Source organism: Paenibacillus hamazuiensis, assembly GCF_023276405.1.
GTDB lineage: Bacteria > Bacillota > Bacilli > Paenibacillales > NBRC-103111 > Paenibacillus_AF > Paenibacillus_AF hamazuiensis.
The window spans coordinates 6,651,361-6,665,230 of the sequence record NZ_JALRMO010000001.1; the positions used below are offsets into that span (position 1 = coordinate 6,651,361).

The following is a 13,870-nucleotide window of genomic DNA, read 5'->3' on the forward strand; positions in this document are numbered from 1 at the left end:
ATACTACCCTTTTTCATTATAAGACAAACATGAAAGAGCGTATTGTAAAAACGCGACAAAACGAAAAAAGCAGCCGAAGCCGCTCATTCGCGGTGATGAGCCAAAATGTTGACGAGCTTGCCGAACGGGTCGCGGACATAGAACCGCCGAACCCCCCACGGCTCGTCCGCCGGGCCATATTCTATCCGGAACCCGGTTTTTTGCATGCGTTCGAATGCGGCATCCACATCATCGACTTCAATCGACAGATCCGGAACCGGTGTACCCGATCCTCCCTCGGCAGCGATGCTGATCTGAACTCGCATCTCCTCGTCCGAGCCGTAAGAAGCGATCCAGCCATGATCCATCAGCAAATCCAGGCCAAGCACGTCCTGATAAAAAATTTTAGCTGCCGCGATATCCGGGTTGGCAATATTGGCGACGATTCGTTTTACTTTCATTTTCCATAACCTCCGAAAATGGTTTTTTATCCCGATGTCACACATGGTGTGAGCACAAAAAAATGAATGTCTTCCATGCCGTTGATATTCATGAACGATGTTACTTCAAACGATTGTTTTTTGCCGCCTAAACCGACAAATTCGAGAACTCCTCCCGATTTTTGTTTGACCTCATGGCGCGTCCAATGTTCCTTAAAAGACGGACTTGTCTGCAGCAAATCGTCCACTAGCCGTGAAAACTGCGGGTCCCCGGCGTTCATGTCGCATAAACCTCTAAATAGGGCCGCCGCATAGGGCGAACGCTCTTCCCAGTTGGCGAGGCGTAACCGGAAAGCGCTGTTTGTAAACCACTGCCAAATCATATTTCTTTCCTGATCGGGGATTGTAGGAAAATCGGCAAAATAGCTGCAGGCCGCCTTATTCCAGGCCAGAACATCGGTTCGGCGGTTAACGGCCATGGCCGGATACGCCAGGTCTTCGATGATTTTTTGCAAACCTTGGGGTATCAGCAGCTTCCCATTCGCCGCCGGAGGATCGGCCTGAAATTGAGCGAGATTCATCATATGCGCATATTCATCGGCGTTTAACCGCAGAGCCCTGCCGATACAATCCAGGACTTGTTTGGAAACATGGATGTCTCTTCCTTGCTCCAGCCATGTGTACCATGTCGTGCTGACACCGGCCAACTGCGCGACCTCTTCCCTCCTGAGTCCCGGCGTCTTCCGCCGGGTGTAGCCCGGAGGCAGTCCTACGCTGCCCGGAGTCAATCTGGCACGGCACGATTTTAAATAATTCCCCAGCGCCTTCAACCGCTGCTCCTGCGAGCTCATAGACGATTCCTCCCTCCCCCAACGGCCAACTGTTACTATTGACACCACCCACAACATTATGTCCGGTGCCATAATGAATTAGTACCAAAAAAAACCATGTTTTTCAAGCGAAAGGAGTCTTATTATGCTGCTCGACGTATTTTTGAGCTTCATGGCCGGGGTACTCGGCGCGAATGCCTTTCCTCATTTTGTTAAAGGCATCACCAAGGAATCTTATCCCTGCATCTTCGGCAACTCGGCGGTTCCGAATTTCGTGGCGGGTTGGGCCGGCTTTGTCGCGACCGCGGTGCTGATCTATTTTGCGGATGTTCCGGAGCATGCCCTCGTCTCGTTTGCAGCGGGCGCCGCAGGTGCTCTCCTTATAGGTCTTTTTCATGCAAAAATCGGCGCTTTCGGAAAAAGTTTAACGAACGATGTACTGAACCAAACTGAAGAAGGGCGATGCCAGCCCGGTTAGAAATCAGTTTAATCTAAACTGTACCTTGATGTTGCCGGATACTTATTCGACAATGTGACATGGAGGGCAGGACTTCACGACATACGGCTTTATTATCCCTACTACGACCTGAAGGAGTGATGATGTTGAATACGAACGACAACATAAAAATGCCTGTGAGAGGTCGTTGGTTTTAGACAAAACGCCTCTCATCAGGACATGGGAGGATAGCCAGGACATGATGTCTTTAAAAAACATGGTACGAGGATTGGAAAACCACTCCCCTGCCAAACAACTGATTCAGCTTTGGGATCATGATGCGGAAACGTTGAGGTTCTGGAGGGCCAGCAGCAACTTCGTTTACTTGTTTGAAAAAAACGGGGAACGGTACTTCCTCAGATTCATTCATGAGGAAGACAGCACTATCGAAAGGATTCAGGCGGAGCTCGATTTTATCCTATACCTGATAAACCAAGGTTATCCGGCCGTCGCTCCTGTCCGTTCCCGGAACGGCTGCTGGATCGAAACGGTTCGGTTGCCCGACGGCAGCCGGTACTATGGAGTAGTGTTTCAACAAGCAGGCGGAATCCACCTCCCGCTCGATCAAATGACCGATCGGCATGTCGAAGAGTGGGGACGTTCGCTTGCTTCGCTGCATATTTTATCCGAATCGTATGGTTCCGGTGCAGTATTGCGGGGGAGCTGGGTCGATGCGCTGACCTTCGTCTCCTCGGTTTTGAAACGCCATCCCCAAGAACATGGCGCCAGGCGTGAGCTCGAACAATTGCGAGGGCTGCTTTCAGAGCTGCCTACGGGCAAGGAGCATGCAGGGCTGATCCATTATGATTTCCAACCGGACAACATCTTCTATGTGGCGGAAAAATCCCGTTATTGCGCCATCGATTTCGACGATGCGATGTTTCATTGGTATGTTATGGATATTGCGTCCGCTATTTCCGATCTTGCAGAACAAGAACATGATGAGGTCCGGGGAAAGATTAAGCATTTTATCGCCGGTTACCGGTCGGTTAGATCTTTGGATGATAGTTGCCTTAAACAGCTTCCCCTGTTCCAAAGGTTTGCGGATCTATATTCTTTCGCACGGATTCTCCGCAGCGTGGAGGATATGGATTTGATAAACCCGCCGGAATGGGTCATCCCGCTTAAAAATAAACTGCTGGGAATCTGCGATCGGATACGCGAGCGTTACCGGCCGACTGTTGAACTCAGGCCGGTTGACCAGCACAATTGGTACGCCTGCACCGAACTTCAAGTTTCCGATGAACAGAAGCCCGTTTTTCCCGTACCTGTCGTATATTGGCTTGCCGAATCCGCCTACTGCGGGTTTACCCCTCTGGCCATATATCATCACGAGCAATTAGTCGGATTTGCGGTTTATGCCGTCGATCCCGACGATGGCAACTACTGGATCATGGCTTATATGATCGACCACAAGTTCCAACGTAGAGGATTAGGACGATCCGGCATGCAGGAGCTTGTACGGTACATCCGGGAAAAGCATGACTGCGCGAAAATCATGCTTGGACATCGGCCTGCGAACGTACATGCGGCGAGCTTGTATGCGTCATTGGGCTTCGAGGAAATCGGCCGAGATGAGAGCGAAATGATTCGGGAATTGCGAGTGCCGAGGAAACGGAACGCTTGATCGCGTTGCAAAACAGCGTTAATGATGTAAATGTACAATTGAAACCTTGGGTGGGCATGGGTTCCCTTCGATAAGGGGGTGAAGCCATGGAAGTAAAAGACGCAATATTTATCATGGTAGCCTCCAGCCTCTACGTTCATTTCCCCATTGGTCGCGTGAAGTTTATTTCCGCATCGTAGAAGACTTCCCCCGTCCTGGGCCAAAGGTTGCATTCCTTTACCACTTTGTGGCACACTATGGATATCAAGCAATAGCCGAGTGGCAAAGAATGCCCCGTTTCCTTTCTAAATTCGGAAAGGATTCGGGGTTTTTATGTTTCCAGACGTATATGGAGAAGCGAGGGGTTAGGGAATGGGTTTTCAAACGGAACACGATAAATGGATAAGTGATCATCTAAAGAGAAGAAGGGCGGAACGCCTCGACGCTCTAAAACGCGGCCATGGATACGGAAATCGATTATTCGTCGAGCAAATTTGGTGGCCTCTTGTCGGACATTTTCATGGGATGCATCCTGAATATGAGGTGAAGGACTGGCGGGGAAGATCTTATTTTGTCGATTTCATGTGGATTGCAGGGGCCGTTCGAATTGTATTTGAGATTATGGACTACGGCTCGCATGGTACGGACCGTAGCAAATATCGCCTGGATTTGAACCGGGGGCTTTTTCTTCAGGCTCAAGATTGTTATGTCCTTTATATCTCGCTGGATGAGTTAAAAGAGAATCCCGCGTTCATCCTCTCCACATTGCGAAATATACTATCCCCTTATTTGTTGTCGGTCGGGGATGGAACCGTGAAAAGCAGAACGGTCGAGAAGCTCATCTCAAAAATCGAACGGGACTTGATGCGGGCGGCAATCCGCCGCAATCGGGTCCTCCGCCCCGCCGAAGCGGCGAGGGAGCTGGAGCTGCATACGATGACGGTCATCAAGTACTGCCGTAAGCTAGTGGATAAGGGTAAGTTCCGGGCAGTGGCGAGAGGAACGTCTCGCCGTACCACCTATTATGAATATATCGGTTCTGTCCAAAGTCCGGATTTGGTTTAACGATGTACGTCTCTTCATGTGCAGATTTTGTATGAAAAATCGAACATAAGTTGCTATTGGAGGGGGAAACGGTGAAATCTATATGAAAAACCGAATAGATTCACTCCCCAGGATCGTAAAATCGAACATTTTGTATGAAAAATCATATACATTTTTCTGTTTGCTTAAATCCTAACTAATCTATCTGAAAAATCATACAGATTTACCATGGGCAGACGGATGAAGCTAGAAAAGCGTTTTCACGCCTTACAAAAGCGACCGACTACAAAGCCGCATCCGAAGCAGTGCAAGTTCCGGTTGGGTACGAAAACGGCAAAAAGGGCCGCAGCAGGTCGCTTGCCCATAACCTGTTACAGCCCTCCAACCCGCGCCCCACGCGGTCTCTCGGCCCTTACTTTTCCCCCGTAGCGATCGGATTCTCCTCGTACGAAATCCAGTCGCTCCAGCTTCCCGCGTACAGCTTCACGTTCGTGAAGCCGGCTTCCGTCAGTGCCAGCACGTTCGGGCAGGCGGTTACGCCGGAGCCGCAATAGACGATAATCTCCTGATCGCGCGGCAGACCTGCGAAACGCTCCCGCTGCTCCTCGGCGGTTTTCCAGCCTCCCTGACCGTTCAGCGAATCCTTCCAAAAATGATTCCGGGCCCCCGGGATATGTCCCGCCACTTTGTCGATCGGCTCTTCAAGCCCCTCGTAACGTTTGCTCTCCCGCGAATCGATCAGCACCGTTTCCGGCCGGCCGATCCGCTGCTTCACCTCTTCCATGCCTACAAGCATATGGGGCTGAGGATGAGGTATAAACGAAGCTTCATGCGCCGCAGCAGGTTCTTCGGTAACCGGATAACCGGCTTCCTTCCACTTGGTGTAGCCGCCGTCCAGCACGTAAGCCCGGTCATGTCCGAGATATTTCAGCATCCACCAGAACCGGGAAGCCATAGCTCCGCCTTGATCGTCGTAGGCAATGACCGTCGATTCGTTGCCGATTCCCGCTTCGCCGAGACGCTTCGCAAAAGCATCCCAATCCGGTAGCGGATGGCGGCCGCCGTGTTCTTTTATCGGTGAAGACAGGTCCTCCTCCAAATCAAAATAGACGGCCCCCGGGATATGGTCCTCCTCATAACTGCGGCGCCCGGCATCCGGATTCCCCAGGACGAAGCGGCAATCTACGATAACGGTATGATCATCGGTTCCACGTTCAAACAACCATTCTTGACTGACGATATGCTTCAAAGCCGATTCACTTCCTTTATGGATTGATCTTCTTCCAGTATACATGGATGCCGCCCCTAAGGGAAATAGAGGAAATGCCGACGTTCTTTGTAAGTTGCATCAAATCCGATTTGAGGTGTACGATGGTTTCACGGCAAAACAGCGGAAATTCATCTAGTGGAGGTGAGGGGCATGCCGGCCGGAAAGTCCCCGGGGTTCTTTTTCGCTCCAATGACGGAGGAGCATGGACGTTCGATTTGCAGCTGGACCTACCCTGCTCCCTACGACGTATACAACTTGCCGTCGTGGGAACACATGGTGCGGCACGCCGAGGAATTCGCCGACCCCTACATCCGCGGGCAGCAGTACAGCGCCGTGCTTGATGAACATGGCGAGCTGTGCGGATTTGCGCAGTTTTTTCCGATTGTCGGCGTTACCCGTCTCGGCCTCGGCCTGCGCCCGGATTGGTGCGGACAAGGCCAAGGCACCGCGTTTGTCCGGGCGATCGTGCAGGAAGCCCGAAGGCGCTCCCCCGAAAACGAGATCGACCTCGAGGTGTTCGTATGGAACCATCGCGCCATCCGCACGTATGAAAAAGCCGGGTTCGCGATCGACGACACCTACGAAAGGATGACGCCGATCGGAATGGCCGCTTTTCACTGCATGGTGCTTAAGCGATGACGCAGCCGAAAAAAGACAGCCTTCCGGGTCGCCCTCGCCCCCTTCGGCTGTCCGTCAATTCTTTATGTTCAGATACGCAGCATCATACCGCTCGGCGCTTTGAAAATCGAGCTCCGTGAGACCGCCTTCGCTCCACGAAGTAAGCCGCAGCGTCACCATCTTGTAGTCGATGGCTATCATCGGATGATGGTTCAGCTCTTCCGCGATGCGGGCCACCTCGTTGACAAACGCGATCCCTTGCATGAACGCGGGGAACCGGTATTTTTTCACGATCCATTTCCCGTCTTCCCGGCTCCAGCCTTCCGCTTGCGCCAGCCTTTCCCCCAGCTGCTCCTCCGTCAGCTTCATGAGCTTCCTCCTTTACACCAAATGAACGACGCGAATCACATTATCGTCCTGGCATATTTTAATAATATGGTGCGTGCGGTCGTGGCTGATGCGGCCTCCGCCGACCTGTACCGTCGGCGATACGCCGAGCGCGTAAAATACGTCGTCCGCCAGCGTACGGATGCAGCCGGAGCGCTCGTCGCCCTCCAGCGCTTCCCAATCTTCGGCGCTCATCTCCAGCAGCTCATGGCAATCCACGCCCTGCAGCGCAGCGGTCAAATCGCTGATGATATCCCGGTAGTCCCGGCCATATCGAATCCCCATCGTGCCATGTCCTCCTTCCTTCCAAAACCCGTTGTCGTTATGCATCTTACTCCATCTTATCCCGACCGTGAGCAGGTTAAAACCGGAAGGAACCCAGAGAGGCGCCCATTTTTTCATTATTTTTTAAAAATTCGACGCGCTGCGGGCGATTCCTTTGTTTATTTCCGCCAAAATTATAGTAAACTGATAAGATAGACTATTCGCGTTCCGGAAAACGATTCGGGGGATGACCGATCCGATGCTCAGGCTGCAAATTCCTAAAAACCGAATGAATCACTTGATCGACGAGCTGCAGACGCATTTTGACGTGGCGACTTTGGAACGCGGCTGGGAACTGTTCCACAAGGGGCGCGTGTCCGGGATCGAGCTGCTGTACGGTACGGAAATTCATGCGCTGCTGCGGGAAAACCGCGCCTATGACGTCATACTCGATTTGGACGATTTCAAAAAAAGCGAGTGCAGCTGCCCGGAAAAAGGCTGGTGCGAGCATATGGCGGCTGCCGTATTTTCGCTGTACGTGCCGTTTGGACGGCCGGAGCTGCTGCTGCAGCAGTTGAAGCAGGCGCTGCTGGTGAAAGCGAAGATGCAGCAGGCCCGCATGGGGCAGCGCGCCGAGAAAAAACAGGAGCCTGGAGGGCCGCCGGAGCCGGGACAACCGCCTGCGTCGTGGCACCGCTACTTCGACCAGCAGTTTTACGGATTTTCGGTGTCGCATCAGTCGTCGATGGAGACGTTTTACCAAACGGCTCAGGAGATGCTGACCAAGCTGGCCGAAGGCTGGCCGGAGCCTATGCGCCTCATGTACCGGCTCCATGTGCTGCTGTTTATCATGCGCAAGACGGAGCAGTTTTACGTGGACAGCAAATCGTCGTATTTGTCGTCCTACCATGAATCCGGCTGCAAAGCCGTAGCCAAGCTGTGCCAAAGCCAGGCGCTGGAGCTTATTCCGCAGCTTCCGGCGGAAAAGCTGCTTGAGGAGCACCCGGATTATATGAAGGAAGCGGTGCAGCGGGTCGCGGAAATGACGCTGCAGGCCAAGGACAGTCCGCTCGATTGGCTGACCGTATACCGGATGTTTTGGTGGCGGCTGGATGGAGAAATGCAGTGGCAGCAGGAGGAAATCGCCGCGCTGAGGAAAGAAGCGGATAAGCCGAATAACCCTCCGCGAAAAATGGATGTGCTGCTGCTCTGTCTCGCGCATTTTGCCGTCATCCGGGGAGACGACGCCCAGGCGTTCGGCGAGCTGAAGGCGCTGAAGATCAAGGAACCGCACGACTTTTTCCTCTATTTGCACATGTTCCAAAAGCGGGAGACGTGGGATCGTCTCATCCGCTGGCTGCGATGGATGACGCCGTCCGTCCAGCGTGCCAACCAGGAGGATTTCAGCGTTTTCTGCCAATATTGGACAGAGGCGATCCGGCATCAGCCGAGCGACGAGGAGTGGGTCGCGGTCATGGAGGCGCTGCTGCCGCGCACGTATTATTACTACACGGCCTATTTGCTGAAAACGTCGCGGTTCAAGCATTGGGTGGACCTGCAAATTTCACACCGCATCTCCCCTGCGAACTTGTACGCCGCCGAGCTCAAGGCGGTGGAGTCCCATGACCCGGCGCTGCTATTGCCGCTGTATACGCAGGCGATAGAGCGGTGCATCGTCGAGAAAAACCGCACCTCCTACGCGACGGCGGCGAAGCTGCTTAAAAAGCTGCACGGCTACTACAAGCAGCTCGGCGAGCTGGACCGCTGGGACGACTTCATCGCACGGCTGGCCGCCAAATACAACAGGCTGCGTGCTTTTCAGGAAGAACTGAAGAAGGGGAAATGGATTCCATGATCGATCTGAGCACGATGACCGTCCATGCCCGGTGGATTGCGTCCGGCTCGTTCTTCTTATGGGGAACGCGCCAGAGTGGCGGCATCTGGGACGCCATGGATCTGAAAAATATATTGTTTGCCTGGCACAAGCCGTCCTTCTACGGCACGTTTCTCGAGACCACCGACTGGTTTCAGAAGGAAGGCGTACTGCTGCCGGCACTCGAAGCTCTCGATTATTTTTGCGATCCGGCGCATGCGCAGCACATGAAGCTCGAATGGGACGCCGAAGCGGCGGCGCTGCTCAGCACCGCGCCGGCGGTGAAGGAGGCGCTGCTTGCCGGCCGCTTTATGCCGGACTTCGCGCAGTGGAAGGCCGGGACGCGCGGCTGGAAGCTGCAGCTGCCCGCCGATGCGGGCGGAGCCGAAGAGCCGATCGTGCAGGAATGGATCGCCCACCTCATTCCCCAGTGGGTGGAGCGCGACGGCCGCATGAAGGAAAACCTGCAGCAGCTGGAACGCGCCTTCCCGCTGCTGCAGCGCGAAAGCACCTCGTCCGACATCTGGATGGACGAGGAGGATTGGCTCGTGTCGATCGGCTGGCAGGCCGATGCGACGCCGTACCGGTCCTGCCTGCAGCTCGTCGAGCCGCAGGGCGGGGACCTCTTGTGGCGGCTGCGCTTTGTCCTGCAGGACCGCGCCAATCCCGACATCGTGTTCGTCGTGAACGAACACGGCGAGCCTGTGGAAGACCGTGCGCTGCCGGACGACTGGCCGCTGGACCGCTTGGCGAAGGATATCGCCAAGTGGGGACGCATCGTCCCGTGGCTGCGCCGGGACGACGGCGAAGGGCTGCGCACGCAGCTGACGTCGGACGAAGCATGGGACTTCCTCGCCGAGGACAGCCTGCGGCTGATTGAAGCCGGCTACACGATTTTCCTGCCGGCGTGGTGGGAGCGCATCCGCCGCACCCGGCCGAAGCTGAAGGCGCGCATCAAGTCGTCCGTCGGCGCAGCCGGGACGGCGCTGTTCGGGCTCGAGGCGCTGATGCGCTTCGATTGGAAAATCGCCGTCGGCGACATGGAGCTGACCGAGGAGGAGTTCCGCCAGCTGCTCGCGGAGAAGCGCAAGCTCGTGCAGCTGCGCGGCGCCTGGGTGCAGCTCGACCCGACTCAGCTCGCCCGCATCGAACAGGCGATGAAGCAGGTCGAGAAGAAGCGCGGCTTGTCGTTCCGCGACGTGCTGGAGCTGCATCTGCTCGGTTCGGTCGACGGCGAGGAGGAGCTCGACTTCGAGCGCACGCTGCCGATCGAGGTGGAGCTAAACGAGCACCTCGAAGACATGATCGGTCAGCTTATGCACAGCAAGCGGCCGCCGTCCATCACGCCGCCGGATTCGTTCCGCGGCAGCCTGCGGCCTTACCAGACGGAAGGCATCTCGTGGATGTATTTCCTGCGGCGCACCGGACTCGGCGGCTGCCTCGCCGACGACATGGGTCTCGGAAAAACGATCCAGTGGATCTCTTATCTGCTCTACGTGCAGGAGCATGAAAAGCCGGGGCTTCCTTCCCTGCTCATTTGCCCGACGTCGGTGCTCGGCAACTGGCAGAAGGAGCTGCAGCGGTTTGCTCCTCATCTTAAGGTGCATCTGCATTACGGGCCGAACCGGGCCAAGGGGAAAAAGTTCACCGAAGCGTGCGAAGGCATGCATCTCGTGCTGACCTCGTATACGCTGGCCCATCTCGACGAAACGGAGCTGTCTTCGGTGGAGTGGGATTCCATCTGCCTTGACGAAGCGCAAAACATCAAAAACGCCTACACGAAGCAGGCCCAGTCGATCCGCCAGCTCAGCGGCCGCCACCGGATTGCGATGACGGGAACGCCGATGGAAAACCGGCTGACCGAGCTGTGGTCGATCTTCGATTTTATCAATCCCGGCTACCTCGGCTCCCTGCGCGATTTCTCGCAGCGCTACGTGAACGCCGTCGAGCGCACGCAGGACCCCGAGCTGATCGGCAAGGTGCAGCGGCTGATCCGCCCGTTCCTGCTGCGGCGGGTGAAAAACGACCCGTCCATCCAGCTTGATCTGCCGGAAAAAAACGAATACAAAACGTTCGTCTCGCTGACCGCCGAGCAGGCGACCTTGTACGAAAGCGAGGTGCAAAACCTGCTCCAGCGCATCGACAGGCTGTCCGCCATGGAGCGGCGCGGCCACATCCTCGCTTCGCTGACGAAGCTGAAGCAGGTGTGCAATCATCCGTCGCTGCTGCTGAAGGAAAACTTTTCCCGGCCGTGGCAAAACCGCTCCAACAAGGTGGAACGGCTTCTCGAGATGGTGCAGGAGCTGCGCCAGGAAGGCGACCGGTGTCTCGTGTTTACCCAATTCGTAGAAACGGGCCTGCTGCTGCAGCACATTTTCCGCCAGGAGCTCGGGCTTGAGGTGCCTTTCCTGAACGGCAGCACGCCGCGGATAACGCGCGACGAGATGATCGCTCACTTCCAGGATGAGGCGAGTGACCATCCGGGTATTTTCCTGCTGTCGCTGAAGGCGGGCGGCATCGGCCTTAACCTGACGGCCGCCAATCACGTGTTCCACTTCGACCGCTGGTGGAACCCCGCTGTCGAAAACCAGGCGACCGACCGGGCTTTCCGAATCGGCCAAACGCGCCACGTCCAGGTGCACAAGTTCGTCACGCTCGGTACGCTCGAGGAGCGCATCGACGAGATGATCGAGCGCAAGCAGGGGCTCAGCCAGCAGATCGTCGGCACCGGCGAAAACTGGATCACCGAGCTGTCGACGGACGACCTGCGCGAGCTGTTCATTTTGCGGAACGAGTGGGTCGAGACGTAACGCCGCCGTATACGCTGGAAAGAGCTGATCTGCTCACCCAAACCATTTTGACAGCAGGGCCCCTTACCATGGTGGGGATGGTTTAGGGGTTCTAATCGCATCTTCCGGGTCCTCCGTGCGTATCGTCCCGTCAGATGGAATTTTTTCCGCCTGCTGCTTTCGAGACCCGCTCGTTCGAACCGCCTCACCTTTTGCAGCATTGATTCTCCCCATCTAACGGTCCACGCTCAAACGGATAGAACTTTCCTCATCGACTGAGACTTTCGCTTCGTTCCCGCCTTTAATCTTGGTAAGCATGCAACGGTTACTCAGCAAGCAGCTCCGTTCAAAACACGGGGCTGCTTTTTTACATGCAGAGCTGCATATTACATAATTATATATAATTAATTTTATATATAAAAATAACATATACATATTTACATATATATTTATTCCTATATATAATAAACCCAACAGCAAAATTCCAAATTCAGGAGATGACCGCAATGAACAAGCACATCGATTCTTTAACCGGATTGCCCAGCCGCAAAGCGCTGGAGAACTTTTTGGAGGACAACATCAAGAAGGATAACCCTGTGGCGCTCGCTTTGATTGACGTCGATCACTTCATGGAAATCAACCACGAGCTCGGCAGCGATACCGGCGACAAGGTGCTGCAGACGCTCGCCGAGCTGTTCCGGGAAGCCGTCCCGTCTCAAGCGTTCCGTGTTTCCGGAGACGAATTTGCGGTGGCGCTGCCGGGTGCGACGCTCGAGCAAGCTTTTCTCAAAATGGAAGCGCTTCGCGTCAAGATCGAACAATCTCAGGAGCGGTTCGGTCTCGAAGACCATCGCGATGTGACGATCACCGTCGGCGTTGCCCAATACCCGCGCGATGCGAAAAATGAGCAGTCTCTGAACCGCGCCGCCAGCGCCGCCTTGATGACCGCCAAAGAAATCGGACGCAATCAGGTCGCGCTTGCTCCCAACGAGGAGATGATCATGAAATCGTGTTATTACCCTTCCTCCGCCGTCCGCAAGCTGAAGACGCTCGCCGAGCAGCTTAACAAGAAGGAGTCTTTTTTGCTGCGGGAAGCTTTAAACGATCTGCTTCGCAAGTACGACCAGAACTAGCAAGGTGAAACGTTCATTTTCCAAAAAAGAAGGTGCATGGATATGGACTCGCAAGGTATTATCGTTCAGGATGGACGGTTCTTGATGGTTCGTCAGTACAACCATGACGAAACGCGGACGTTTTGGAATTTCCCCGGGGGCGGGATTGAAGAAGGAGAGACGCCGGAGCAGGCCTGCATCCGCGAAGTGCGGGAAGAAACCGGTTTCGACGTGGAAGTGACGGAGCCGCTCTGCCGGGAAGAAAGCAAGTTCACTTACCTCGTCAGGATAACCGGCGGGACGCTGCAGCTTGAGCCCGGACTGCTCGATATCGGCTGGATTTCCCCGGACGATACGGACAAATGGGACGAGAAAACGCTGCATATTCTGGACGTATACCGCCGGCATGCGGTAAGGTGCAAGCTTATGGAACAGGACCGTAAATATTTGCTGGAAGCCTTTATCGAAGCGGAGAAAGCCCAGGCGGAAGGAACATTCCCCATCGGAGCCGTCATCGTGGATGCTGCAGGGAGCATCATCGGCAGAGGACACAATAAGGTTTTTTCCGGTTCGGATACGACCGCACATGCCGAAGTGGAGGCGATCCGAAATGCGGGAGCCGCCATGCTCGATTTGGATAACAGGAAATTCCTCAAGGCGGACTACACTTTATATACGACGTGTGAGCCTTGTCCGATGTGCACCGGCGCTATTCTGCTTTGTTTTAGCGTCAAGAGAGTCGTCTGGGCCGCGAACGATAAGGATATGGGCGCCTTTAAAAAATATAAGGAGGGACCGCATTTCGTGGACCGTTTTCATCCTATTTCTTTTGAAGCGGCCCCCTTTAGGGACCTCGAAATTCGCCAGCGGAAAATGATGGCGGAATGGTCGATCAACCGCGGCTTAACGAATACCCATTGGCAGTACGATAACGAGCTTTGATCGTCCCCTGCCCTACCCCGTCGCAACCATACACAACAACGTACATTCCCCTCTTGCACCCGGGATCCTTTTTGTGTAAATTAGTAGATAAAACTTACAAGCGCTTGACGAAGGTCATAAGCTCACGCCGGCTGTTCAGAGAGGAAACCGTTCGCTGCAAGGTTTCCCGGCTTCGCTGATGTCTTCCCCCCTTCGAAGCTGCGGCGAGGAACGAGCCAGC

At 54.8% G+C, this 13,870-nt stretch carries 13 protein-coding genes; 8 read left to right on the forward strand and 5 right to left on the reverse strand.

The features are described from left to right. Window positions 1-83 precede the first annotated feature (83 nt). Both MYS68_RS29175 and MYS68_RS29180 read right to left on the reverse strand, forming a co-directional pair. Window positions 84-440: a VOC family protein gene (locus tag MYS68_RS29175; protein WP_248929167.1), complete on the reverse strand. Its 357-nt coding sequence runs from the start codon at window positions 438-440 to the stop codon at window positions 84-86. 26 nt (window positions 441-466) lie between these two features. Further along, complete coding sequence (locus MYS68_RS29180; protein WP_248929168.1) at window positions 467-1,270, reverse strand: helix-turn-helix transcriptional regulator; 804 nt, start codon at window positions 1,268-1,270, stop codon at window positions 467-469. A 124-nt stretch (window positions 1,271-1,394) separates the two neighbouring features. Here MYS68_RS29180 and MYS68_RS29185 point away from each other — a divergent pair, with 124 nt between their 5' ends. From MYS68_RS29185 to MYS68_RS29195, 3 genes are all read left to right on the forward strand, one after another. Then, window positions 1,395-1,727: a hypothetical protein gene (locus MYS68_RS29185; protein WP_248929169.1), complete on the forward strand. Its 333-nt coding sequence runs from the start codon at window positions 1,395-1,397 to the stop codon at window positions 1,725-1,727. Between the two features lie 217 nt (window positions 1,728-1,944). After that, complete coding sequence (locus MYS68_RS29190; protein WP_248929170.1) at window positions 1,945-3,372, forward strand: GNAT family N-acetyltransferase; 1,428 nt, start codon at window positions 1,945-1,947, stop codon at window positions 3,370-3,372. 351 nt (window positions 3,373-3,723) lie between these two features. Continuing rightward, window positions 3,724-4,416 (forward strand): hypothetical protein, encoded by a 693-nt coding sequence (locus MYS68_RS29195; RefSeq protein ID WP_248929171.1) that lies wholly within the window; start codon window positions 3,724-3,726, stop codon window positions 4,414-4,416. Between the two features lie 391 nt (window positions 4,417-4,807). Here MYS68_RS29195 and MYS68_RS29200 read toward each other — a convergent pair whose 3' ends face one another. Further along, window positions 4,808-5,644 carry a sulfurtransferase gene (locus tag MYS68_RS29200; protein WP_248929172.1) on the reverse strand — a complete coding sequence of 279 codons (837 nt, stop codon included), beginning with the start codon at window positions 5,642-5,644 and terminating at the stop codon, window positions 4,808-4,810. Between the two features lie 171 nt (window positions 5,645-5,815). Here MYS68_RS29200 and MYS68_RS29205 point away from each other — a divergent pair, with 171 nt between their 5' ends. Next, window positions 5,816-6,304 carry a GNAT family N-acetyltransferase gene (locus MYS68_RS29205; protein WP_248929173.1) on the forward strand — a complete coding sequence of 163 codons (489 nt, stop codon included), beginning with the start codon at window positions 5,816-5,818 and terminating at the stop codon, window positions 6,302-6,304. A gap of 54 nt (window positions 6,305-6,358) precedes the next feature. On the opposite strand, the gene MYS68_RS29210 is transcribed toward MYS68_RS29205, so the two are convergent. Both MYS68_RS29210 and MYS68_RS29215 read right to left on the reverse strand, forming a co-directional pair. Beyond that, window positions 6,359-6,652, reverse strand: coding sequence for a 4a-hydroxytetrahydrobiopterin dehydratase (locus MYS68_RS29210; protein ID WP_248929174.1), 294 nt, complete (start codon window positions 6,650-6,652; stop codon window positions 6,359-6,361). 12 nt (window positions 6,653-6,664) lie between these two features. Then, the gene (locus MYS68_RS29215) at window positions 6,665-6,955 is read right to left on the reverse strand and encodes a hypothetical protein (RefSeq protein ID WP_248929175.1); all 291 of its coding nucleotides are present in this window, start codon (window positions 6,953-6,955) and stop codon (window positions 6,665-6,667) included. Window positions 6,956-7,181: 226 nt separating this feature from the next. Between MYS68_RS29215 and MYS68_RS29220 the strand changes: the two genes are divergently transcribed. From MYS68_RS29220 to MYS68_RS38680, 4 genes are all read left to right on the forward strand, one after another. Further along, on the forward strand, window positions 7,182-8,789 hold the full coding sequence (locus MYS68_RS29220; RefSeq protein WP_248929176.1) for an SWIM zinc finger family protein: 1,608 nt from the start codon (window positions 7,182-7,184) through the stop codon (window positions 8,787-8,789). Next, window positions 8,786-11,617 (forward strand): DEAD/DEAH box helicase, encoded by a 2,832-nt coding sequence (locus MYS68_RS29225; RefSeq protein ID WP_420852169.1) that lies wholly within the window; start codon window positions 8,786-8,788, stop codon window positions 11,615-11,617. The genes MYS68_RS29220 and MYS68_RS29225 overlap by 4 nt, the downstream gene beginning before the upstream one ends. Before the next feature lie 485 nt (window positions 11,618-12,102). Next, window positions 12,103-12,729, forward strand: coding sequence for a GGDEF domain-containing protein (locus MYS68_RS29230; protein ID WP_248929178.1), 627 nt, complete (start codon window positions 12,103-12,105; stop codon window positions 12,727-12,729). 42 nt (window positions 12,730-12,771) lie between these two features. After that, complete coding sequence (locus MYS68_RS38680) at window positions 12,772-13,650, forward strand: NUDIX domain-containing protein (RefSeq protein WP_275983544.1); 879 nt, start codon at window positions 12,772-12,774, stop codon at window positions 13,648-13,650. The last annotated feature ends 220 nt before the right edge of the window (window positions 13,651-13,870 follow it).

Coding starts and splice junctions, on each gene's coding strand:
- MYS68_RS29175 (WP_248929167.1), bottom strand. CDS start 440: ATGAAAGTAAAACGAATCGTCGCCAATATTGCCAACCCGGATATCGCG.
- MYS68_RS29180 (WP_248929168.1), bottom strand. CDS start 1,270: ATGAGCTCGCAGGAGCAGCGGTTGAAGGCGCTGGGGAATTATTTAAAA.
- MYS68_RS29185 (WP_248929169.1), top strand. CDS start 1,395: ATGCTGCTCGACGTATTTTTGAGCTTCATGGCCGGGGTACTCGGCGCG.
- MYS68_RS29190 (WP_248929170.1), top strand. CDS start 1,945: ATGATGTCTTTAAAAAACATGGTACGAGGATTGGAAAACCACTCCCCT.
- MYS68_RS29195 (WP_248929171.1), top strand. CDS start 3,724: ATGGGTTTTCAAACGGAACACGATAAATGGATAAGTGATCATCTAAAG.
- MYS68_RS29205 (WP_248929173.1), top strand. CDS start 5,816: ATGCCGGCCGGAAAGTCCCCGGGGTTCTTTTTCGCTCCAATGACGGAG.
- MYS68_RS29210 (WP_248929174.1), bottom strand. CDS start 6,652: ATGAAGCTGACGGAGGAGCAGCTGGGGGAAAGGCTGGCGCAAGCGGAA.
- MYS68_RS29215 (WP_248929175.1), bottom strand. CDS start 6,955: ATGGGGATTCGATATGGCCGGGACTACCGGGATATCATCAGCGATTTG.
- MYS68_RS29220 (WP_248929176.1), top strand. CDS start 7,182: ATGACCGATCCGATGCTCAGGCTGCAAATTCCTAAAAACCGAATGAAT.
- MYS68_RS29225 (WP_420852169.1), top strand. CDS start 8,786: ATGATCGATCTGAGCACGATGACCGTCCATGCCCGGTGGATTGCGTCC.
- MYS68_RS29230 (WP_248929178.1), top strand. CDS start 12,103: ATGAACAAGCACATCGATTCTTTAACCGGATTGCCCAGCCGCAAAGCG.
- MYS68_RS38680 (WP_275983544.1), top strand. CDS start 12,772: ATGGACTCGCAAGGTATTATCGTTCAGGATGGACGGTTCTTGATGGTT.